We start from the raw sequence: 21,956 nt of genomic DNA on the forward strand, positions 1-21,956 counted from the left end.
GGCGGAGGGATCGTGACCCTCGGCGCCCCAGACATAGAAGAATATCGGGCATCAGGCCCGATAAGTGAAATCTAATATATTTATAATCAGATAGATAAAATCTATGAGACGCCCAGGGCGGGGAAGAGCTGAATAAGATTGGCGTTTTGCTGTTCGATGATTTTGTCGACTGGTATACATTTGGTCCAGGCGACGTGTTTCATGATGTCGAGCGCCTGTCGGGGGTCCGACGCCGTGCCGTCCTCATGGACCTCCGGACTGTCCGATTCAAAGAGGATACGATCGGTTGGGACGTACTGAAGCAAGCCGTGGCTATCGAGTTTCAAAATCCTCGGATGCAGCGACAGATAAAAGCCATGATCAAGCCAGGGCTGGGCTGTCTGGGGGTTGGCCCAGAAACTATGGACCATACCGGTCAATCTGCCCGCATAGGGTTTCATCAGCCGCAGGGCCTCGTTGTGCGCACGAACGATATGAAAAATACAGGGTATGTTCTGCGTGGCAGCCAATTCCAATTGGCGTTCAAACCAGACTATTTGTTTGTCACGTTCGGGTTCCGACTTGCAGCGGAAGTAGTCCAGACCACATTCACCCAGGGCCTGGGCCTCGGGCAGCAGCCGTTCCAATTCGGCAAAATCCTTCTGCAACTGGCTGTCGTCCCTTTCCTGAACGGTCCAGGGATGCAGACCAAAACCTCGCATGATACGCAGAGGGGAAGACGGAATGTCGAGCTGCTCCTGCCAATCCTGAGGATCAACGCCACCGAGTACAAAGCCCTGACAGCCTGCCTCATGTAAAGTCTGCAGAACCCCCGGTAAAGGCTCGGGATGAAACCGCGTGGTTAAATGACAATGAGCATCCATCCAAGGCAGCATGAGTAACCTCCTGGAATCACGCTTTGGTTATATTGATCAATTCCGCGAAAAAGCACCAGAAAATTCGCCTTTTTTGCCCTCAAGCCCTGGGCCACCTCGCCGGAATCCTTATGTTTTAGGAGGAATGGCCGATAACGAAACGAGTCATCACAGGAGTAGCCTTTGCGTATCGAAATGCACGGCGCGACCGACATGGGTCGAGTCCGAAAAAACAACCAGGACAGTCTCTTCTTCAATGCTGAATTGGGGCTCTTGATCGTTGCCGATGGCATTGGGGGACGAAAAGGCGGCGAGGTTGCATCCGCAACGGCCGTGAATGGTATCAAGGAAGCTTACCTGAACTGTGACAGTCTGCGGCACGAGGAAGTGGAACCGTTTCTGATCAAGAGCATTGATCAAGTGAACAAGGACATTATTAATAAAGGTGCGGCTACACCAGGGCTTGAAGGTATGGCGACGACCCTGAATGCCATTCTTTTCGTCGGTGAAAAAGCCTTTATCTGTCACATGGGTGACTCACGCACCTATCTTTATTTCAAACAGCACCTTTGGCAACTCACGCTGGATCATAATATCGAAAATTATGTGGAGCGAGGTTGGCTGCCGGATGGTTCCCTGGCGGTGAATCCGAAGCCGGGCGCCCTGGTGCGGGCCCTTGGACTGTCCACTCAATGCGAAGTGGATATCTATGAACTGAAACTGCAGCCTGGCGAGATTCTGCTGACCTGTTCCGATGGACTGACGGGTATGGTTAATGATCGCCGCATTCTGCGGATCATCAAGGAATATGAAAACAAGCTGTATGAACTGCCGCAGAGGTTAATTCAGGAAGCCAACGAAGCTGGCGGCCAGGATAATGTAACTGTTGTGATCTCTTCGATAGTGCGGGGTTAAGTGGACAAGCTTTATCTCATTCGAGTCGACATGGAACGCTTCCTGGGGCCTTATTCGCTCAAGCAGGTTAAGGAAGCGTACAGTCGTATGGAGTTTGGTCTCCAGGATGAGGTTGCGGGCAGTCTGCGTCAGTGGGTGGCGTTCGACGATTTTGAAAGTATCCGTAAACATTATCCCGAGCTCGTGCAGCTCGTGCAGCGCGAAATGCTGTCGGGCTGGGGCGTAAGCACCCATTCAGCCATGGGCACGTCGCCGCTGCCTGCAAAAGTGAAAGCCCCATCCAAGCCTCGCAGTGGCAGCAGTGTGCCCGTGCTCTTCATTCTGGTGCTGGTCCTTTTTGTGGTGCTGGGTGTCGTCGGGATCTCGCTCTACAAGGATGGTGAATTCGGGCATCTGGTTGGCATGATCAAAGATCGCCAACTGTATAATGCCAAGGTTCAGTATGGGGATCAGTACAACGCAAAATTCGAAGCGTTCATGGATCGCAATCGCGAGATGATCAATGCCGCTTTGAAAAAGAAAAAGACCAGTACCCTCTGGCTGCCCTATGTGCGTGCGGTGGCCTTTGAAAAGGACGGACGCTGGGACGGCCTTTCGGCGAAAAAACTGCGCGGCCAGGCGGATGGCTTTTTACCGCAGGACTGCTCGATGGGAGCCTGGGAACAGCGCTGGACCCAAAGCCGCGATCAATGGGCGCGCTTTTTGGATGGACGGGAATTTCCCAAGGAAGAGTGGGCTTATCTTTTGGCTCTGGACCCGCACTGGATTCGCACGCGGACCCCGGCCCCGGGCTGGCTCAATCCGGGGAGTTATGCGGAAGCCTGTCTGCGTATGGCTGTGAAAGCGATGCAGCGTCTCACCGGTGATAACATGTCGTGGGAAGCCAAAGTCTTTGTTTCGCGCATGCGCTGGCAGATCGGAGTGATCAAGGCCCAGGTGCCGGACGAGGATTTTGAAATGTCCGGAACGCTTTGGGCTCTCAGCTGCATCGAGGATGCGCGCGAGGAATCCGCTCTGAAGAATTGTCTCGGGTCCGTCAATCCCAAGCCGGGCTGGCGCGAAGCCTTCGATGTGAGCGTGCTCCAACGCAAAATTGAACTCGCTCTCACGGGCCGCAATACAGTGGAAGCCGAACAACTGGGTGCTTTGGAGGCTCTGGTGTCCGATTTTGGCAACCGGGCTCCCAACTACTATCTGCCGCGTGAGCCTGAGCTGAAATTCTATCAGGAAATCGTGCAGCAGAAAGGCAACATCAGTGACGCCCAAAACCTGATGCAGCAAAAGTATCCGGCCATGAATTTTCAGCACTAGGATACATGAATGAAGCGGACGCTGATTCAGCTGCTGGTATGGATGGCCTTGCTGCTGGCAGCAGGCACGCCCCGCGCTTTGGCTGAAGGTGAACCGACCTACGAATCCGCCTTGAATGATTATCGCGCCAATCGCATTCGTGAATCCGCTCGCGCTTTAAAGGCCCTCCTTTTGAAGGATCCGCGCCACCGCGAAGCCGCGATGCTGCTGGGCACGATTTACTACCAAAACCGTAAATTGAAAAAAGCCCTTTATCTTTTTGAGAAGGGTGATGCCAGTCTTTTGAATCAAGACAATGCCTTTGCGTGGGGTTCGACCTATCTGGAATTTGATGAGGATAAAAAAGCCGCCCTTGGCTTTCGCTATATCCTTAAGAACAAGGCTCCGTTCCGACCTTATGCCACGTATTATCTGGGTGTCATCGCATATAGGGCTGGGCAGTGGCAGAGGGCGCGCAAGTTTTTTCAAAAGGTGAATCCGGAAGACCTGACCGTCGCCCTGCGCGTCAATCGACGACGTTATCTGGCAGATATTAAAAGGCAGCAGGATAAAATGCTCGAAGCCATCATTGGTGGCGTCAGCAAGAGTGGTCAGGATCTGGCTGCGCCCCAGCCGCCAGTTGCCACCCCTATGCCGCCGAAGGATAGTGGTTCTGAAGAGGACCTGGCGGCACCCAAAGCCAACGCGCTGCAGGTGGAAGGCCTCGAGGATCAGAAAGGCTGGCGTCACAGCTTCAAACCATCCTTGATGCTGACGCAACAGAATCAACTCTCCGACAATCATGGATTGAATCACGATAATGTCAACCTCTTCGCGCATCGTGAAGGGGTGAGCGGCATGGTCAACTCGGGGGATGAACGCCGCAGCAGCGGAGGTCTCGTGGGTGGTCTGGAATATAGCCTGGGTGACATTGGATTCAGTGCCCAGTTGGAAGAGGTTCAGTATTTTACTCTGGAGCAAACCTCTGGGGTTTTCACCTCGCAGGCCCGCACCAATCAAAATGAATCCAGTGGATTTGTTCGCCTGCAACCCTATTTGAACTGGTACGTGACCGAGACCATGCGATTCGAACTGAATGTTGGAGTGAGTTCGTATTTTCCTGATTATGATTACCTTCAGGCCTGGGGTCAGGTTTCACAGCAGCTCGGTGCACGCTATGAACATGCTGACCTCGAAATCGGTCTTGAGCTGACCGCTTTGCAGTCGTTTGATGAAAAACAGGATAAGGAAGCGATTGATCTGGGTGGACGTGCGGATGTGGAGCGACAGTTCGGGGATGTGCGATTGAATGTGCAGGCCTATGGGTGGCAGACAGATCACGCCCGGTTTCAAAGTTCCAATCGGTTTCGTTTGGTGCTGGCGGATCCTGACCTGCGTTATCGCACAGGCTTCGTCAATGAGCAGGGTGCCACAGGCAGTCTTCTGTTTAATATTTTCAGTGAAACCACGCTGCAGCTCCGCCTGGAAGCTATACAACGCGAGGCACTCCAAGGTGCCAACCTCAATCGCTTGCGAAGTATTGACAGCGTAGAGTCGGTGGCCTATGGGGCTGGCAAATCGCTGGTGAGTTTGAATATACCCTTGGGCGATAGCGCCAGCATTACAGGATCAGCAGCTTATCATCTGCTTACGGGCTACCATTATACCGATTTTGATACCACGGGCCTCGCCTTGCAGGATTATGTTACGGATGTCGAACAGATGATTTATCAGGCTGGCGGTGTGATTTCGTTCGCAGAATGGATTCGCCTCAGTGGTACCTATACCATCACGTCCAATAATTTTGTCGCCGGGTCGGCCAGTAGCCGCGAATTCCGTCGGCGTAATCCTGACTACACAGTGGATGTCGATTTTTATTTGGAACTGGCAAAGTCCTTTTAATCCAGCGATTGGGTAAAATTACTGCATAAACCGCCTGCTTGATCCCGAGCGCTATCAGGTATAGCTTAAGGGTGACGAGCAAGGGGGTTATTATGCGTGTTGTCCTAGGAGTCCACCATTTACCATCTGCCCATCAGGCTCTGCAAGCCGTTTTAGAGCTTGGGTTTAATGATCTCGAAGTTCGGCCGACGCATGTGATGGAACATGTGGGCAGCACTCTGGGCAAATATCTGCTGACCGTCACAGAGAGCGATTATTACGCCCAATATATGCAGAATGAACAGCTGAAAGCCCAGGAGTTGCTGAGCAGTTTTGAAAAGGAACTCCAGGCACGCGGGATCCAAAGTCACGCCCGCTTGCGTGAGGGTCATGTGGTCAACGAACTCATGGCTGAGGCTCAGGAGTCCCAGGCGGAGCTGGTCGCTGTCACATTGAAGGCTCAGGAAACGCTGGGTCATTTCTTTTTCGGTTCGGTCGGTCGCAAAATGATTTTTCAATGTCCGACCAGTTTCTTCGTGTATAAACCTTGGGATGCTCCCGAAACGCTTAAACGAGCCGTCTTTGCCACGGATCACTCCGTCTTCGCGCAAAAGGCCTTGGAACGTTTGATCCGGATGCGGCCTCAGGGTATCGAACATATCGCTGTGCTCACCGCTTACCCGCAGAATCTGACTTCGGCTTTGGCTCCTTTTGTGAGCCAGTTGGGGTTGGATGTAAGTCGCTGGGTCGAGGACAAACTTTACGAAGAAAACCAGGCGGTGGTCAAACGCCTTCAGCAGGAAGGCTTTCATGCCGTCGCTGAGGTGCGCGGGGAACCCATTCACGAAGCCATTGAAAGCAGTCTGAAGCATCAGGAAGCGGGGCTCTTGATTCTGGGCGCGCAGGGTCATGGCATGCTGGAAGGGTTGAGTCTGGGCAGCGTGGCAGCCCATCAGGTGCTGCATACACGCCACTCAGTTCTGGTGGTACGACCGGCTTAAGGGTACCGCTTATTTAATCTGTTCGCGGATCCACTGCAGGCCCTGTTCATACATGGTATCGAGGCCTTCTGCATAAACCAAAGAATCCTTCACGGCGCTATCGGGTTCCACTGGTGCGCCAGTGCCTGCATAGGAAATGACCGTCCAGGGCAAGGCCTTCAAAGTCTGCAATTTTTCAGGCAGTACGGTTTGGCCACTGGTCTCCCCAATCACGCGTGCATTCAGTTCCTTTTTCAAACGCAGGGCGAAGCGAGCGGCGCCTTCGCGGGTCTGCTGATTGATAAGCACCACCGTGGGAATTTTTTTGGCAATTTTCAGGGGACCGGTCGGTTCCAGACCAAAACTATCGCGCAGATCGATCAGCTGAGCTGCGCAATTTTCCGTCTGAAAGCTAATGCGCGAGAGCAGATGGGAATTCACCGCATCATTCAACCAAAACCAGGATTTCTGCAGGCAGATGCGTTCCTTGTCCTGGGTCATGATGGTGCCGGCCGCCTGCGTTTCGGCCAGGACATAGTCCGCGAAACGCTGCGGACGAACATCGGCTTTCACTTTGCGCGCAGGGCTCATGGGGCTGCTCTGGACTTCAAGATCCAGGGCCTGGGCTTTTTGAACCGCATGGATGGGATGGAAACCGGTGTTTTTGACCGTATCGCCGCGGCGAAAGTTTTTTTGACCGTGGCGGCCAATATACTGCACAGTCCATTTGTTACCGCGGGCCTGAAACCAGGCTCCCAGGTCAGGATAAGGCTGGTCGCTGGATTGCAACGCCCAGGATTGCGGATCGGCTTCATCCAGCACGCGGAAGCTTTTACCGCTCCAGTGCTGCAGAATGCGCGTCACGCTGAGTTTCAAACCGGCTTCCGATTCAGATTCGCGGCCGGCGGTTTCCAAAGCCTTGCGGACCTTGTCCCAGGCTTCTTTTTGGGTTTGCGTGGAAGGATCGACGCTCTCGATCCAGGTGATGACTTCGCCCGCCGCATCCGACAAGGGCAGGGGTTTGGCCACAGCCCAAAGCTCGGCCGTGGAGAAGAGGCAGATCGTTGTCAAAAGACGGGTCAATGGGACGGAACGCATGTGTCTGACCTCCAGACGTTGTTTGCCGCCGGATCTTACCCGGCCTTTCGGCATTTTTCGTTGGAAAAAAGCCAGGGACTTTGATTAAACCAGGGGGCAGCCTGCAGGAAGCCGCACTCATGGTCATAAAGGCACTTTATGCAAGATCAAAATGACGCTGGCAACGAGACCAGTAGCATCGAACAGATGGGTAACTTCGTTTTGTCCTCCTCGGTGTTTTACGTGGGGATGGCCGGCGTCGGTGCGATGGTCAGCCTTTATCGGCATCACTCGCTCAAAAAAATTCTAAGTCTACCGGCCGAGATGCCAGCCCTCATGTCGCTGGTGGGACTTGGCCTGCTCGGGGCCGCGGTCCTTCTGATTGCCCATCATTTGTTCGAAGAGCAGTTCCCATCGTTTAAAGTTTTTCGTCATGTGCTGATGCAGATGATCGGTGCAGCGACGATTCCCGTTGCCCTGTACCTGGCCTTTATTTCCGCCATCGGTGAGGAACTGCTGTTTCGAGCCGCCGTGCAGCCCGTCCTGGGGCTGGTGGGAACGTCGCTGCTGTTCGGCCTTTTGCATCTGGGACCGCAGGGAATCATTTCCGTTTGGACCTTATGGGCGATTATTTCCGGTCTGATGATGGGCTGGATGTTTGATTCCACCGGCAACCTTTGGCCCTCCCTCATCTGTCATTTCCTGGTGAACGCTGTCTCGATGCTGGCCTTGCGCGTCCAGTATCGCCGCTTTTTGGCGACTCATGGCAAACAAAAAGCCAATAAAGCATGAAACCAGGACACCCACAGATCTGTCTATTTCAGCCGGAAATTCCACAGAACACCGGCAGCATAGGTCGCCTGGCGGCCGCCACGAGCTGCCGTCTGCATCTGATCAAGCCCTTCGGTTTTGGCACCAGCGATAAGAATTTGCGGCGGCCGGGGCTCGACTACTGGCCTTTTTTGGATCTGGAAATTCATGATAGTATCGAGCCGCTGGTGAGCGCGTATCCTGGACGCGTCGCGTTTTTTTCGAAATTCGCCACCAAACTCTATACGGAGATGCCGGAAGATACTGAAGTGCTGATGTTCGGCCGTGAAACGTCGGGTTTTCCCCCGGAATTTCATGAGCGCTTTGCCGACCAGCTCTATCGTATCCCGATGTTTCATCCCCATGTGCGCAGTCTGAATCTGGCCAACGCCTGTTCGATCGTGGTTTACGATCTGATGAAGCGCCGCGGTCTCTTTGCTTAGAAAAGGTGAGTCATGGTATCCCCGAATGTGCTGCAACCGAAGAGCCCTGACATGAACTGGCTTGGCGCCTATTTTCAGCCGAGTCTCCTGGCCGCCAAACCCTATAAAATCGATGCGCCGCAGGGCATCACGATTAAACTCGATCAGAACGAGAGTCCATGGGATTGGCCGGTGCAGCTGAAGGACAAGATTCTCGCTCGTCTGAAAAATCTGGAATGGAACCGGTATCCAGAATCGATGGCCGCTTCGCTTGCGGAAATCCTGGCTCAATATGTAGGCGTCAAACCCGAATGTCTGATCACCAGTCCTGGCTCCAATCATTTGATTTCTCTGATTTTAGATGCGCTCGGCCGCCGCCTGCCAGGCAAGGTCGTGATCGCGCGTCCCTCGTTCGCTCTCTTCGAATCGCACTGCCACTACGCAGGCATTCCCTTTGAAAGCTGGGATCTGGACGAAAATCTTTGCTATCAGCGCGAACGATTGCCTGCTCTGCCGGATGGCTCGCTGGTGGTTTTCGCCTCACCGAATAATCCCACGGGTACAGGCCTGCCGAAGGCGGAATTTCGAGCTCTGCTCAAGGAATTTCCCAAAGTCCTGTTCCTGGCCGATGAAGCCTATTATGAATTTGATGATGAGCCCTATACCGATCTTTTGGGTGAGTTCTCCAACCTTTTGATCCTGCGCACCCTGTCGAAAACCATGGGAGCCGCCGGGGTTCGTTTGGGTTACGCCATAGGCTCGCCGGAGCTGATCAGTCTTCTGACCAAACTGCGTCTGCCCTATCTTCTGAATCACTTCACGATGGAAGCGGCCCGCGTGATGCTGACCGATCCTGATATGAAAGAGTTTGTCGCCCGCAATATTGAAAATGCGCGCAGCGAGCGTGAGCGGGTCTTCAAAGGCTTGCAGTCCATCGATTGCAATGGCATGAAGGTCATCAATTCGAAGGCCAACTTCCTCTTGATGCGTTGGCCCAATCAAGCGGATACGGATCGGGTTTATAAAGCACTCGTCGCGCAAGGCATACTCCTGCGCAATGTCTCCGGCGGTCCTGGATTGAAAGGCTGCCTGCGCGTAAGTATCGGCACCGCCCAGGAAAACGATGCCTTCCTGAAAGTGATGCGAAGCCTTTAAGCATACAGCGGGCACTCGTCTGACTTTCTGGTAAGAGTGCCTGCCACCTCCCCCTTAATCACCTATTATCATTCATATAAACTCATTTTTACGAGGCTATGCCTAATTTCACATTAACTTTGTGCCAAGGGTGCCGATGGTGACTCCGTAAGCCGAATTGGGAGTCGCAACATGAGCGAAAAAAAGAGTCTGGCCGAGGAATATGGCATTAAAGTGGACGCCCAATTGGGGCACGAAGATCCCATTATGCTGATCGAGGATCAGCAGGATCTCCGTCTGATCGTAGCGCATCATCTCAATAAACTGGGATTTGCCACGATCAAGCAATTCACCAACGGTCATGAAGCGCTGCACTTCATGAAGGACAACCCGACGTTGAACTTTTCCGTGACCATTTGCGACAAGGAAATGCCTGTCCTGGGTGGCTATGATTTTCTGAGCGAGATCAAAGAAAATCCTCAGTACTCACGTGGCGCCTTCACCATCTCGCTGGGGAACCCGGATAAGGAAGAGATCATGCTCGCCACCGAAAGTGGAGTGGATGAGATCCTGGTCAAGCCCTTTACGCTTAAAGATCTGGTGCCCAAACTGCGCAATGCGCATAAGAAGTTTAACAACCCGAACAACCCCGAACAGGTGTATGAGTTAGCCAAGGCGGAGTTGCGCGCGGGAAACCTGGACAAATCGGAACATATTTTTGAACGACTGGCTCAGTCGGCCAAAGGCGCTGCCAGACCCTTGGTTGGTCTGGCGCGGATCGCGTCCGAGAAAAAAGACTTTGAAAAAGCATTGAAGTTCCTTGAAGAAGCCGGCACACGGAACAAGTTTTACGTCCTGGCTTACGTGGAACGAGGACGCATTTTTACCAAGCAAAATAAAATTGATGAGGCCATTGAGCAATTCAAGCAGGCCATCGATCTGTCCCCGCTGAATCCGTTGCGCTATGAAGAAGCGGCCGAATTACTGTTTAAGAAGCAGCGTTATCAGGAAGCTGCGACACTGCTGACCATGGCCTTGGATAAGGAGCTGTCGTTTCCGAGCCTGCATAACTATCTCAGCCAGGCGTTCTATTCGCTGAAGGATTACAAGAAGGCGATTCGCCATATCAAATCCGCCCTTTCGGTGGAGCCGGAAAATATAACCTTCCTCAATCAGCTGGGAATTTGTTATAAGGAATCCGATCAGTTTGAAGAAGCAAGCAAGACTTATAACACTGTGATCAAGCTGGACCCCAGCAACAAAGCAGCGCTCTATAACAAAAGTGTGATGCTTTCTGCCAAAGGCCAGCACGATGAAGCCATCAAGTTGATCAAACGCTGTATTGAAAAACATCCGGACTTTGAAGCTGCCAAACGCAAACTGCAGGAAATCGAAGCCCGTGCCCATGATAAGGCTGCCAGTTAATGCGCCGATTGATATTGATGAGACATGGCGAAGCCGAAAATGCGCTGGCCGGAATGGACGACCGGAAGCGCAGGCTCACGCCGGCTGGCCAGGCTGCAGCCCTGCGCTGTGGTCAGGAAATTCGGGCGCTTGGTTTCAGTCCCGAAATCATCCTATGCAGTGACGCCGAGCGGGCCGTGGCCACCCTGCATGCAGTCGTACGCAGTGCAGGCTTGGTCGGTGTGGCCACGAAAATTCAGGGCGACCTTTATCTGGCCGATGATCATGTCGTGATTCAATCGTGCGGTGATGAAGATGATGCGCTGGAAACCATTCTGATGATTGGTCACAATCCGGGTTGGTCGGAAGCCGCAACGCTGCTGTCAGGAACGCCTCTGAGCCTCGGGACCGCCCAGGCCGCCCTCCTCGAACACCCCTCGGATGAGTGGATCGCTGCGATCAATGAAATGGGTCGCTGGAAGCTGAAAGGCATCGTTCCTTAAAACCTCTTTTGTTTCGCCGCCCTTTTTTTATCCTTACTTTTTTGAAGAATTCTGCCGATACGCAGCCTACACGTTTGCGGAAAGGGCCTAGAATGAATTCCAAGTTGCTGTATGTATTAGGTTATTGTCTTCTGAGCTGCACCGCGCCCAAAAGCGCCCAACCGGGGCAGACCCGGACGACGACCACCACCACAGCTCCCGGCGAAGATGCCACGGGCGTCCCCGATGAAACTCTTGGGGGTGATACCCAGGCTGATCCCGAGACCAAGCCGAACACACCGGCCACGAATACCCCGGCGCCCGCTCCCGCGCTCGAAGCTGGAAACTTGAACGTGCAATGGTATGCCGGCGTCGCCAACTGCGCTCAGAATAACCAGCCGCCGATTCAGGTTCACGCCTATAATAAAAACCTCACCATTCTGCGGCAGAATAAATGTACAAACTTTGAAGCGCCGTTTATTCATCTGATCTTTGGCGCGCAGAAAGCCCTCCTGATCGATTCAGGAGCGACAGCTTCGGCGGCAACCTTTCCGATCCGCACGATGGTGGAAAGCCTGTTGGTCGAACATTATGGAGCCGCCCAACGCGCGCAAATTACCTTGGTCGTAACCCACAGCCATGCCCATGGTGATCACCGTGCGGCCGATGCTCAGTTTAATGGACAGGCCGGCACAGTGGTGGTCGGCACGGGTCAGGCTGCTGTTTCGACTTTCTTTGGGATTGCAGACTTCCCGAATTCGGTGGTGGACTACGATCTTGGCGGCCGGGTGATCAAGGTGATTCCGATTCCTGGGCACGAAGCCAGTCACCTCGCGTATTTTGATGCGCAAACAGGTATCCTTTTCACAGGCGATACTCTGTATCCGGGACGCCTCTATGTTCAGGATTGGGAAACGTATCGGGCCAGCATTACGAGGCTGCGCACCTTTGCTGAAGGAAAAACCATAAGCCACGTTCTGGGTGCTCATGTGGAAATTTCCAAAACGCCCGGTCAGGATTTTCCGCAAGGTGCCACCTTTCAGCCGGATGAACATGTTCAGCAGCTGACCAAGGATGGGCTGATTCTTCTCGATAACGAATTGAAAAAAATCGGCGCGACCCCGACCCGCAAGGTTTTGGACAAGTTTATCATCACACCTTTATAAACCAGGGGCGCGCTTTGTCCCTTGCTCCAGCGCCTTGATTTCTGTCATCGTATTCCTGCCAAGGGGGATACGATGCGTCCTTATCTGCCGGAAAAACCCAAGCCTTCTCAAAATCCTTTAAGCTGGACCCGCATCCGGCAAAGTTTCACGTATACACCCGCCACCTTTGGTTTGGCCTGGAAGTCGGCCCCGCGCCTCTTCGTGGGGCTCGGTCTGTTGACGCTGGTGAATGCTTTTTTGCCGCTCCTTATCGCCTGGCTGGGCAAACTTATTATCGATGCCGTGGTCGCTGGGGACAGCGCCTTGACTCTGCAATGGGTGGCCATCGAACTGGGTGTGATGGTGTTCCAGTCTTTCAGCCAACGTGGCCTCAGTCTCTGTCGGCAGTTGATTGGCGGACGTTTGGCGATCGACATCAATGTCAGGATTTTGGAAAAAGCTCTGACGCTCGATCTGAAGGATTTTGAAAATCCTGAATTTTATGATCAATTGGTCCGTGCCCGCCGGGAGGCGTCCTCACGGCCTTTGGCCGTTGTCAGCGACAGTTTTATGTTGATTCAGCATGGCCTGACTCTCAGCGGTTACCTCGTTCTGCTGATGAATCTGAATGTGTGGGCGGTGATTGGTCTTTTTCTGGCGGCAATGCCGGCCGCACTGGCGGAAATTTATTTTTCAACGACCACATTCTGGGCGCGCAATCGACGCTCGGCCGAGCTGCGCAAGCTCAACTATCTGGAATATGTGCTGGCCAATGATTCGCATGTGAAGGAGGTCAAACTCTTCAAACTGGGTCCGACCCTGCTCCGTCGCTATCAAGCCATCGCCGAGAGCATGAATCGTGAGGACCAGCAGCTGAGTTTGCGGCGTTCGACCTGGGGTTACCTCCTATCCTTGATCGGGACGTTGGCGTTCTATCTTTGTTACGCCTGGATTGCGATGGCCGCTGCTTTGAAAAAATTGTCGCTCGGTGACCTCACGTTTTATGTGGCGGCATTTCGTCAAGGGCAACAGTCCTTCCAGTCGATCCTGGGTACCTTGGGCGGCATGTATGAGAACAATCTTTATATGTCGAACCTCTTTGCGTTTCTGGCCATTCCTGAAACGACTGCCACGCCGCCGGAGCGTGTGATAACGGCTCGACAGGAGGAAGGCATTCGCTTTGAGCAGGTCTCGTTTCAATATCCTGGGCAAACTCAGGAAGCTTTGAGTGATATCAACCTCTTTATTCCAAAAGGGCAAAGCCTGGCTCTGGTGGGACACAACGGAGCCGGCAAGACGACCTTTATCAAACTCCTCACGCGACTCTATCGACCGACACGGGGCCGCATTCTTTTGGATGGAAAAGATTTGCAGGATTGGGCTGAGGACGTTTTATTGCAGCGCATGGCGGTGGTTTTTCAGGACTTTAATCGTTATCAAATGAGTTTTGCTGAAAATGTAGCCATGGGCAGTATCCAGCATGAAACGGAACAGTCGCGCCTCCTGCGTGCCATTGATCACGGCGGTGCGGATGGCGTGCTGCAAGGACTGCCGAAGGGTTTGGAGACACCTCTGGGTCGCTGGTTTCATGACGGAGTGGAATTATCCGGCGGACAATGGCAGAAGATTGCTCTGGCGCGAGCCTTCATGCGGGAAGAGGCTGATATCCTGGTGCTGGATGAGCCGACAGCGGCGTTGGATGCTGAAGCTGAATTTGCGGTCTTCAACAGTTTTCGGGCTTTGACCCGGGATCGTACCTCGATCCTGATTTCTCACCGCTTCCCCACGGTTCGCATGGCTGATACGATACTGGTTATCGAAGGTGGACAAATTATCGAACAGGGCAGCCATGATCAGTTGATCGCGGCCCAGGGTCGTTATGCGAAATTGTTCGCTTTGCAAGCCAGTGGTTATGTTTGAAGGTAAGGGTGCGTTCATGCCGAAGTTATGTCGTCCTGGGCCTATGATCTCCGCAATTCTGCTGCTGCTCAGCCTTTCCTCGGCCTTTGGCCAGGTGCAGGCCGCCAAACTCTATGCGCAGGATGCGTCGGCGCCTTCGCGGACAGAAAGCCGGGAAAATATCGAGTCGCCGCGTTATATGATGCGGCAGTTTTTGAATGTGATGAAGCGCGAGGATGTGGACGGCGCTGTCAGTTATATTGAGTTTTCGAGACGCCTGGGGTCGAGTCGTCGGCACTTACTCACGCGGCAGCTCTTTGAAGTTCTGAATAAAAAGGGGCAAATCAATCTCGCGGTCATTTCCATCGAGCCCGATGGCTATCAGAACGACAGCCTGGCCCCTGACGTGGAAGTCGTCGGCCAGGTCGCCGTCGACGGGATCAGTACACCCGTGATGCTGGTGCACGTGCAGGTGGAGGATGCCAAGGTCTGGCGTTTTGCTCCGGAGTTCATGGATCAGATTCCAGCCCTTGCCGACAAAATAAAGCAGTCGGATATCGAAGCCAACATTCCACCAGTCCTGGTGCAGTATCAGTTTCGTGGCATCAAAGCCTGGCAGTGGCTCGGCCTGGCGCTCGCCATCCTGATGGCGTCGATGGTCTCGCGGATCCTGGCCTGGTTTCTGATCAAGGGGATTAATTTCACCAGCCGAAGGTTCAAGATTTATCTGACGGATGAGATGCTCAAAGGCTTTGTGCCCCCGCTGCGCATGCTCACGGGTCTCTGGGTCTTTGACATAGCGCTCGATCATGTGGATCTGAACCTGGCTGTGCGGCAGACGGTCCAATACGGAACGACTGTTGTTTTGACATTTACCCTTATTTTTCTGGCTTTGCGTTTGACTGAAGCGACGATGGCCATGATGCGTTTGTCGTTCGACAAACAGGGGCGACCGGGAGCCGCCGCGATGCTGCCGCCCACGCAAAAAGGGTTGAAGACCATCGTCGTGGTGATCGGCATTATCTTTCTTCTGCGCGACCTTGGTTTCAATGTGACGGCCATCGTCGCGGGTCTTGGGGTTGGTGGTTTGGCCATTGCGCTGGCGGGTCAGAAAACCATTGAAAACCTGTTTGGTGGCATTTCGGTGATTTTGGATCAGCCCGTGCGAGTGGGTGATTTTGGGCGTTACGGTGATATCGTGGGAACGGTCGAGGATATAGGCCTGCGCTCCACGCGAGTCCGAACGTTGGACCGGACTGTCGTGACGATTCCGAACGCGGAATTCTCCCTGATGAAACTGGAGAACTTCGAGCGACGGGATAAACTGCGGTGGACATCAACCATGGTCCTCCGCTTCGATACGAGTGCGGATCAGCTGCGTTACATTCTCATCAAGCTGAAAGAGATGCTGATTGGTCATCCTCTGGTGATGAATGATCCCTCGCGCGTGCGGTTTGTGAAGTTTACGTCGAACGGATTTGAAATCGAATTCTTTGCTTACATCCGCAGCACGGATTGGAATGAGTACCTGGCCGTCGTCGAAGACCTGAATATAAGAATTGTCCGGTTGGTGGAAGAAAGCGGTGCTGGATTTGGCTTCCAGGGCGCACCCATACTGCTGTCCCAGGATCCGGAAGTCCTGAAGCAGCGGCAGCAGGAGGTGCATGAGAAGATTCGCCAGTTGGAAAACCTTGGTGGCTTTCCGATGCCGCTGTATCCCCAGGAGTGGATTGAGCCGCGGACCGATGTGCTGGCGTTTGGCAATATGAAGAAGGATAATGACATCGGGAGCGGCTAAGGCGGTGGCCTCGGCTCCGCTCCCTAGGGTGATTAGTCGCCGAAGGATTCGAGCATGATGTGCTGATCGGGAACGGCTTTCTTCTGCAGGAATTCCCGAACGTTTTTCATCATCGCATCAGGGCCGCAGGTCATGTACGTGGCATCTTCATAGGTCCCTTCACACACGCCGGCAAGCATGGCCTCGTCCGGACGACCGTGCAGGAATCCTTCCGATCGCGCATCTTCACGCGTCAGCGTTACAAAGATACGAATGCCAGGAACTTTCTGCAGGACTTCCAGATCAGGCCAGCAGATCAAATCCTCTTTGGAACGATAGGCGACGAGCAAAGTCATTTTCTCGGGTGAACCCGGCTGGCCCAGGGTGTCGGCATAGGCGCGCAGAATACTGACAAACGGTGTGACACCGCTGCCGGCGCCGACCATGACCAGCTGATTGCGACAGCGTGTGGGATCCCAGGTAAAACGTCCGATCGGACCGCGCGCTTTCAAAACCGAACCCACTTCAACCTTGTCACAGAAATAATTACTGACGAGGCCTCCGACCACACGTTTAATGGTCACGGCGGCAAAGCCCTGCTGGTTGGGGGAGCTGCTCATCGTATAGGAACGAGCGACGGGGCGTTCGCTGATATCATCAAAGCGAAAGGTCAGATACTGGCCCGCAATATAGTCAAATGGACAGGAGCCATCTTCGGCGTCTTCCATCAGAAAGGTTTTCGTATCCCAGGTCTCATCGATCACCTGGGTCACTTTCAGATTCATCCAGCCTTTCTTGCGGCGGGGAGCAGCACTCTCTTGCATGGGCTTGTCCTTTGTTCAGAGCACATATGACTGAGACGGGGGACTATAAACAATTTTGTCTGGTGGGGCAAGGCCGCTGCGACCCGGCTGGCGGATGGGTTTCCTTGGGGTAGGGGACGAAAAAGAGCCCCGGAACCGATATTGGTTCCGGGGCCGGAAGCTCGCAAAACTTCAACGATCCGGGTGCAGACTCAGGTTTAACTGAAGACTGCGGGTTCGATCACGCTCGACCGGGAAGCTCGAAACCTCCTGATTTTCGAGGTAAAAGGCCCCCAACTCGATGGAGTCATAGTAACCGTTGCTGTTTTCGTCGACGAAAGCGAAGACATAATAGGAAGCCAAATCAAGGCTCGGGGTCACAAATTCCGCGGTATACTCCTGGCCATGGACCAGCAGAAGGTTGCTGCTGAAACTCAGGTTGTACAGAGGCCGCGCTTCTGTATCCGGGGTTTTCAGCAGGAAAATACGGACATCCCGATTGGCCGGAATGATATCCTCTGGCGAAACATTCACACGCAGGCGGATGCGAGCGTTGGTATCAGGGTCGCTGCCCGGCTTTTTAAAGAGCTGATTTATATAGATATTGATGACCTCCGGCTGCTGCTCCGGTTTCACCATCACGCGTTTGGCACCTGATAGAGCTCCATAAACACCCACCGGCACTTCACCCACCAGGATCATGCCGTCCATGGGATAAGGGGTCGGCTGCGAATCCGCGGTCGTGAAATAGGCACGGAAATAATATTCGCCGGGCGCCAGGTACATTTCCTCGAGATCGCTCGAATTCGGACGGCTGGCATCAAAACCGGCAATATGAATGTTGGCAGCCGGCGAACCGCTGAATTGGGCATTTTCAAAGGCTTCGATCACCAGGGTGCGGCTGGTGCCCAAATTTTCATGCAGCGAATAATGGGCGAAGACGTTCAGAATCTGGCAGTCACCACCGCGGCAGTTGCTCTGCCAGCTGTAATCGGGTCGGGTCGATGAAGCTGACGTGCCAGGACGGTAACCACACAGACGTGATGAACCGCCCGATGTGGTGCATTCGACATACTCATAGGTCGAGGAATTAGGATGCGTTTCCCAGGTACCATACTCGTAATGGACCTTGTCCTCTTCGTCTGCTGGTGTGTCATCCAATTCAACAGCACAGCCCGTGAACAGGCTGAGGAAACTGGCCAGAACCAAAATCTTTCGAACCGATTGCATGAAGTGAGTCCTCCGCGACGTAATAGGAAGCAAGGTTTGCGGAGCGAAACCCATGCCATACATAAGAAAGCTTTCAAGCGCTTGCGCTGCAAGGTGATGATGAATTTTCATGGACAGCCAAATATCATTTTGACAGACTTGGAGGCAGCACAGTTGTGAGCATCAGGTGACAGCTGCAGAAACAGGAATGTAACTGCGTCGTATTTGCGTTTCTTGGGAGCGTGCATCCACGCTGAATCGCTACCAAAAAAACGGCTGACACTTCCGACGAGTCAAGGTATCTGTAACGGTCACCCGTGATGCGGTGTAGTCTGCTTTAATAGAAGGAATGGAGCCCCCATGAAGTCCCTGCGATTCCGCGCCATAGCCATCCTGCTGATCACGCTAGGAGCGCTCTACTACATTTCGCCGACTTTTATTTACTTCTCCTTACCTAAGGAAACGCGGAATGACCCGGCGGAACTCGACAAAGCCATTCCTAAGTGGCTCCCCAGAAAACACATCAAACTGGGTCTCGACCTTCAAGGTGGCGTGCAGCTGGTTTTAGGTGTGGATACCGAGGCGGCTATCGATAACCGTCTGGGTCGTATCGGAACGGAACTTGAGCGTTGGGCCAACCAGGACAAGAAAACTGTCAAGGAAGCTTACGGCATCAAAGGCAAGCAGACTCTTCGCATCACGCTGGAAGACGGTGTGGATGTGAACGAATTCCGAGCCAACCTCCGCAGCCAGTATGCAGGTCTGGAGCGCGTGGGCGGTGAAGGCCAGGTTCTCGATCTGAAATACGATGATAACGAACTGAAACGCATCCGCGATGGTTCCTTGGAGCAGGCTGAAAAAGTCGTTCGATCCCGGATCGATAAGTGGGGTGTATCCGAACCTTCGATCAACCGTCGGGCCGACAAGTCGATCATGGTGCAGTTGCCAGGTTTCAAGGATCCGGACAAGGCCAAGGAACTGCTTGGCAAAACCGCTCAGCTTAAGTTCAAACTCATAGATGAAGAATTCCGCGGTTTCGCTGCCTTGGAAGGCAGACTGCCTGCTGGCGTGACTTTGGAGCGCCGGGGCAATACCGGAGCGATGGCTTTGGTTGGCGAGGACAAGCAGGTTCTGACCGAACTGGCCAAACCTTTGGTTCCCGAAGGTCGTGAATTGCTGTTTGAAGAAACTGCCCTCGCCGGTGGTAAGAAATTCCGCTACACAGGCCAGGTTTTGAAGGCTGCCACGGAACTGTCCGGCGAAGATGTGCTCGACGCCAGCGTTACCTACGATCCCAACTCCCTGACCAATGATCCCGTTGTTTCCATGAATTTTACCCCGACCGGTGGCAAGCGTTTCGGTGACATTACCGGTGCGAACATCGGACGTCGGATGGCGATCGTGTTGGATGACGTCATCGTTTCCGATCCTGTGATCCAAAGTAAAATCTCGGGCGGCAACGCTCAGATCACCTTGGGTTCCGGTGAAGCCTTCAACGTCAAACAGGAACAGGCCCTGCAATTGGCCTTGATTCTGCGTTCCGGTGCTTTGCCCGCACCGATCACCATCCTTGAAGAACGGCAGGTCGGCGCAACCCTCGGGCCTGAATTGGCTAACCAGGGTGTGATCTCGGTCCTTGTGGGTTTGGTCTTCGTTCTGGTCTTTATCATCGGTTACTACCGTATTCCCGGTGCGCTTTCGTGCGCAGCTCTAGTGTTGAACGGTATCCTTTTGCTGATGCTGATGGCCGCTTTCGGCTTTTCGCTCACGCTGCCCGGTTTCGCCGGCTTTATCCTGACTTTGGGTATGGCGGTTGATGCCAACGTTTTGATCAACGAACGTATCATCGACGAATTGCGGGATGGGCGTCCGCCCCAAAAAGCTTTGGAAAACGGTTTCTCCAAAGTGTTCTGGACCATTATCGATGCCAACGTCACGACCCTTGTTGCCGCTTTTGTTATGCTGGAAACCAGCTCTTCGGGTCCTGTTAAAGGCTTTGCCATCTCACTGATCCTCGGCCTTTTGGTTTCACTCTTCACAGCTTTGACGGTAACTCATACCTTCTTCAAACTGCTGATTGCCCGCGGCAAGAACGAGCAACAGGTCAAGGAATGGCTGGGCTGGGCACGCGCTCAAAAACAAGCTCAGGCGCCTCGTCGGCACATCAACTTCATGAAATATGGCAAAGCTGTGACCGGCTTTGGCGTGGCTATGGTGCTTGCGGTTCTGGTCGGCAGTCAAACGCTTGGTTTTAACTGGGCGGTGGATTTCGCGGGTGGTACCCAGATCGATGTTGTCTTCGGTGAGAAGGTTGAAGTTGATGTTGTTCGTCAGGCCTTTGAAGCGGCCGGCGTGAAGGATGTGCAGCTGCAGGAAGTCGGTGCCGACGGCAAGCAGTACACGGCCCGATTTGAAGGCAGTAATATCACGGCAGAAGGTGTCGATGCAGCCGCAGTGGCTGCAAACACAGAACAGACTCGCACGATTCGACAGACGCTAATGGAGAAGCTGGCGCCGTATAAGCCGGATGTTCAAAAAGTGGAATACGTAGGTCCCGCCATCGGTAAGGAACTCCGCAAGCAGGGTGTTTATTCCGTGTTCTGGGCGGTACTGGGTATCGTTCTTTATGTGGCCCTGCGCTTTGACAGTCGCTTTGTCCCTGGCGCGGTTTTGAAGATGATCTTCGACGTGTCCATGGTTCTGGCGTTCTATCTCTTCTTCCAAAGACCCTTTGATCTGACCGCGGTGGCTGGTGTTCTGACGATTATCGGTTACTCGGTCAATGACGTGATTGTTATCTATGACAGGATCCGTGAAAACATTCAGGGGCATGCCCGACGTTCTCTTCTGGAAAACGTGAACATTTCCTTGAATGAAACGCTGTCACGTTCCATCAATACTTCGTTTGCCACTATGGTGTCTTTGGCTGGTATTCTGGCTTTTGGCACGTCGCAGATCCTGAACTTCGCGATTGCGATGTTCATCGGTATCATTGCAGCGACGGTCAGCTCGACCTTCGTGGCGACCACGGGCCTTCTGTTCTTTGAACAGTGGCAAAAGAAAAAAGTGATTAAGGTTGCGGGCAGCGAGGTTGCTCGCGGCTAAGGTCCTGGGTCGCGTGGCGGGTCAGACCGCTTCGCGGCTAACTGATGGTTAGTATTGGACTGGGATGACCATCTCGAATGCAGGGATCAAAAAGGGGGCTAAAGGCCCCCTTGTTTTTTCCACCATGAATGATAAGGCCGCTGTTTACAGGAGTTCCATATCCGTGATGGAGTTGCCAGACAGAGCGTCGGAATACTGGAAATCCTTGGTCGGGATCACATCATTCTTCCGCGTGGTGGACTTGAAGGTTTCCTGATAGACGCTGCAATCAATGTAATCAAATACATTGGGGAATGGATGACTGACGCAATCCATGTTGGGTTCCGCTTCACCTTTTTTGGGAAGACGACGCAAGCCGACCTTTTTAGGGCCTTTGGCTTTGGGGTCGTCGATCACTGGTTCGGGAGTCATGTATTTTTTCATGATCAAACCACAGAGACTCTTGAATTCGATCTGGGATTTCTCTTGGACATACTGTCCGTGACGAACCAAGTGAGGACAACGCTTACAAAGCATTAGGGCCACCTTTCTTGTCAAGGCTGTCGACGCGCAAGGCTCCCTCACACAGAGTCTGAGCTTTTTAATAAAAAGCTCCCCTCTGTGGCCAGTACTCTCCGCCATCAACCGTTATTTTTTCATGGGGTTAGGGTCATCTTAGGCCATGCGATCTGGCTCTGCAACGGGAAAATATTTGTAATATTTGGGAAAAATGCTTTTAGGCCTGCCCGAAAAAGCGGTTCTTTGTTAAAGTAATTCGGTTCTTAGGCCA

At 53.3% G+C, this 21,956-nt stretch carries 18 protein-coding genes; 13 read left to right on the plus strand and 5 right to left on the minus strand.

Annotated elements, in window-relative coordinates:
• Window positions 1–101: 101 nt before the first annotated feature.
• Entirely contained in the window at window positions 102–875 is a 774-nt protein-coding gene (locus tag VE954_RS08300) for a TatD family hydrolase (RefSeq protein ID WP_324951574.1), read from the minus strand.
• Between the two features lie 162 nt (window positions 876–1,037).
• Between VE954_RS08300 and VE954_RS08305 the strand changes: the two genes are divergently transcribed.
• From VE954_RS08305 to VE954_RS08320, 4 genes are all read left to right on the plus strand, one after another.
• Window positions 1,038–1,769, plus strand: coding sequence for a PP2C family serine/threonine-protein phosphatase (locus tag VE954_RS08305; protein ID WP_324951576.1), 732 nt, complete (start codon window positions 1,038–1,040; stop codon window positions 1,767–1,769).
• Entirely contained in the window at window positions 1,770–3,080 is a 1,311-nt protein-coding gene (locus VE954_RS08310) for a hypothetical protein (RefSeq protein WP_324951578.1), read from the plus strand.
• A 9-nt stretch (window positions 3,081–3,089) separates the two neighbouring features.
• Window positions 3,090–4,961 carry a tetratricopeptide repeat protein gene (locus tag VE954_RS08315; protein WP_324951580.1) on the plus strand — a complete coding sequence of 624 codons (1,872 nt, stop codon included), beginning with the start codon at window positions 3,090–3,092 and terminating at the stop codon, window positions 4,959–4,961.
• Between the two features lie 92 nt (window positions 4,962–5,053).
• Window positions 5,054–5,941 (plus strand): universal stress protein, encoded by an 888-nt coding sequence (locus VE954_RS08320; RefSeq protein WP_324951582.1) that lies wholly within the window; start codon window positions 5,054–5,056, stop codon window positions 5,939–5,941.
• A 9-nt stretch (window positions 5,942–5,950) separates the two neighbouring features.
• Here the strand turns inward: VE954_RS08320 and VE954_RS08325 are convergent, their stop codons facing one another.
• Window positions 5,951–7,018 (minus strand): hypothetical protein, encoded by a 1,068-nt coding sequence (locus VE954_RS08325; RefSeq protein WP_324951584.1) that lies wholly within the window; start codon window positions 7,016–7,018, stop codon window positions 5,951–5,953.
• A gap of 138 nt (window positions 7,019–7,156) precedes the next feature.
• Between VE954_RS08325 and VE954_RS08330 the strand changes: the two genes are divergently transcribed.
• The 8 genes from VE954_RS08330 (at window position 7,157) to VE954_RS08365 (ending at window position 16,091) form a co-directional block, all read left to right on the plus strand.
• On the plus strand, window positions 7,157–7,789 hold the full coding sequence (locus VE954_RS08330) for a CPBP family intramembrane glutamic endopeptidase (protein ID WP_324951586.1): 633 nt from the start codon (window positions 7,157–7,159) through the stop codon (window positions 7,787–7,789).
• Entirely contained in the window at window positions 7,786–8,250 is a 465-nt protein-coding gene (locus VE954_RS08335; protein WP_324951589.1) for a tRNA (cytidine(34)-2'-O)-methyltransferase, read from the plus strand. Before VE954_RS08330 ends, VE954_RS08335 begins: the two co-directional genes overlap by 4 nt.
• Window positions 8,251–8,301: 51 nt before the next feature.
• Window positions 8,302–9,384, plus strand: coding sequence for a pyridoxal phosphate-dependent aminotransferase (locus VE954_RS08340; protein ID WP_324951592.1), 1,083 nt, complete (start codon window positions 8,302–8,304; stop codon window positions 9,382–9,384).
• Window positions 9,385–9,555: 171 nt separating this feature from the next.
• Window positions 9,556–10,788, plus strand: coding sequence for a tetratricopeptide repeat protein (locus VE954_RS08345; RefSeq protein ID WP_324951594.1), 1,233 nt, complete (start codon window positions 9,556–9,558; stop codon window positions 10,786–10,788).
• The gene (locus VE954_RS08350; RefSeq protein ID WP_324951596.1) at window positions 10,788–11,270 is read left to right on the plus strand and encodes a SixA phosphatase family protein; all 483 of its coding nucleotides are present in this window, start codon (window positions 10,788–10,790) and stop codon (window positions 11,268–11,270) included. The genes VE954_RS08345 and VE954_RS08350 overlap by 1 nt, the downstream gene beginning before the upstream one ends.
• Before the next feature lie 92 nt (window positions 11,271–11,362).
• The gene (locus VE954_RS08355; protein WP_324951598.1) at window positions 11,363–12,415 is read left to right on the plus strand and encodes an MBL fold metallo-hydrolase; all 1,053 of its coding nucleotides are present in this window, start codon (window positions 11,363–11,365) and stop codon (window positions 12,413–12,415) included.
• Window positions 12,416–12,487: 72 nt separating this feature from the next.
• Window positions 12,488–14,314 carry an ABC transporter ATP-binding protein gene (locus tag VE954_RS08360; protein WP_324951600.1) on the plus strand — a complete coding sequence of 609 codons (1,827 nt, stop codon included), beginning with the start codon at window positions 12,488–12,490 and terminating at the stop codon, window positions 14,312–14,314.
• A gap of 16 nt (window positions 14,315–14,330) precedes the next feature.
• Window positions 14,331–16,091 (plus strand): mechanosensitive ion channel family protein, encoded by a 1,761-nt coding sequence (locus VE954_RS08365; protein ID WP_324951602.1) that lies wholly within the window; start codon window positions 14,331–14,333, stop codon window positions 16,089–16,091.
• A gap of 32 nt (window positions 16,092–16,123) precedes the next feature.
• Here VE954_RS08365 and VE954_RS08370 read toward each other — a convergent pair whose 3' ends face one another.
• Together VE954_RS08370 and VE954_RS08375 are read right to left on the minus strand one after the other, a co-directional pair.
• Window positions 16,124–16,894 (minus strand): ferredoxin--NADP reductase, encoded by a 771-nt coding sequence (locus VE954_RS08370; RefSeq protein WP_324951604.1) that lies wholly within the window; start codon window positions 16,892–16,894, stop codon window positions 16,124–16,126.
• Window positions 16,895–17,065: 171 nt separating this feature from the next.
• On the minus strand, window positions 17,066–18,103 hold the full coding sequence (locus tag VE954_RS08375) for a hypothetical protein (protein ID WP_324951606.1): 1,038 nt from the start codon (window positions 18,101–18,103) through the stop codon (window positions 17,066–17,068).
• Between the two features lie 339 nt (window positions 18,104–18,442).
• On the opposite strand from VE954_RS08375, the gene secD reads away from it, so the two are divergent.
• The gene (gene secD / locus VE954_RS08380) at window positions 18,443–21,187 is read left to right on the plus strand and encodes a protein translocase subunit SecD (RefSeq protein WP_324951608.1); all 2,745 of its coding nucleotides are present in this window, start codon (window positions 18,443–18,445) and stop codon (window positions 21,185–21,187) included.
• Window positions 21,188–21,331: 144 nt separating this feature from the next.
• Here secD and VE954_RS08385 read toward each other — a convergent pair whose 3' ends face one another.
• Window positions 21,332–21,703, minus strand: coding sequence for a hypothetical protein (locus VE954_RS08385; RefSeq protein WP_324951609.1), 372 nt, complete (start codon window positions 21,701–21,703; stop codon window positions 21,332–21,334).
• Window positions 21,704–21,956: the final 253 nt, after the last annotated feature.

The sequence above is a fragment of the Oligoflexus sp. genome (assembly GCF_035638955.1).
GTDB lineage: Bacteria > Bdellovibrionota_B > Oligoflexia > Oligoflexales > Oligoflexaceae > Oligoflexus.

Excerpts from the sequence above, each read along its gene's own strand:
- VE954_RS08300 (WP_324951574.1), bottom strand. The coding sequence starts at position 875 with ATGCTGCCTTGGATGGATGCTCATTGTCATTTAACCACGCGGTTTCAT.
- VE954_RS08315 (WP_324951580.1), top strand. The coding sequence starts at position 3,090 with ATGAAGCGGACGCTGATTCAGCTGCTGGTATGGATGGCCTTGCTGCTG.
- VE954_RS08320 (WP_324951582.1), top strand. The coding sequence starts at position 5,054 with ATGCGTGTTGTCCTAGGAGTCCACCATTTACCATCTGCCCATCAGGCT.
- VE954_RS08325 (WP_324951584.1), bottom strand. The coding sequence starts at position 7,018 with ATGCGTTCCGTCCCATTGACCCGTCTTTTGACAACGATCTGCCTCTTC.
- VE954_RS08330 (WP_324951586.1), top strand. The coding sequence starts at position 7,157 with ATGCAAGATCAAAATGACGCTGGCAACGAGACCAGTAGCATCGAACAG.
- VE954_RS08335 (WP_324951589.1), top strand. The coding sequence starts at position 7,786 with ATGAAACCAGGACACCCACAGATCTGTCTATTTCAGCCGGAAATTCCA.
- VE954_RS08340 (WP_324951592.1), top strand. The coding sequence starts at position 8,302 with ATGAACTGGCTTGGCGCCTATTTTCAGCCGAGTCTCCTGGCCGCCAAA.
- VE954_RS08345 (WP_324951594.1), top strand. The coding sequence starts at position 9,556 with ATGAGCGAAAAAAAGAGTCTGGCCGAGGAATATGGCATTAAAGTGGAC.
- VE954_RS08350 (WP_324951596.1), top strand. The coding sequence starts at position 10,788 with ATGCGCCGATTGATATTGATGAGACATGGCGAAGCCGAAAATGCGCTG.
- VE954_RS08355 (WP_324951598.1), top strand. The coding sequence starts at position 11,363 with ATGAATTCCAAGTTGCTGTATGTATTAGGTTATTGTCTTCTGAGCTGC.
- VE954_RS08360 (WP_324951600.1), top strand. The coding sequence starts at position 12,488 with ATGCGTCCTTATCTGCCGGAAAAACCCAAGCCTTCTCAAAATCCTTTA.
- VE954_RS08365 (WP_324951602.1), top strand. The coding sequence starts at position 14,331 with ATGCCGAAGTTATGTCGTCCTGGGCCTATGATCTCCGCAATTCTGCTG.
- VE954_RS08370 (WP_324951604.1), bottom strand. The coding sequence starts at position 16,894 with ATGCAAGAGAGTGCTGCTCCCCGCCGCAAGAAAGGCTGGATGAATCTG.
- VE954_RS08375 (WP_324951606.1), bottom strand. The coding sequence starts at position 18,103 with ATGCAATCGGTTCGAAAGATTTTGGTTCTGGCCAGTTTCCTCAGCCTG.
- secD (WP_324951608.1), top strand. The coding sequence starts at position 18,443 with ATGAAGTCCCTGCGATTCCGCGCCATAGCCATCCTGCTGATCACGCTA.
- VE954_RS08385 (WP_324951609.1), bottom strand. The coding sequence starts at position 21,703 with ATGCTTTGTAAGCGTTGTCCTCACTTGGTTCGTCACGGACAGTATGTC.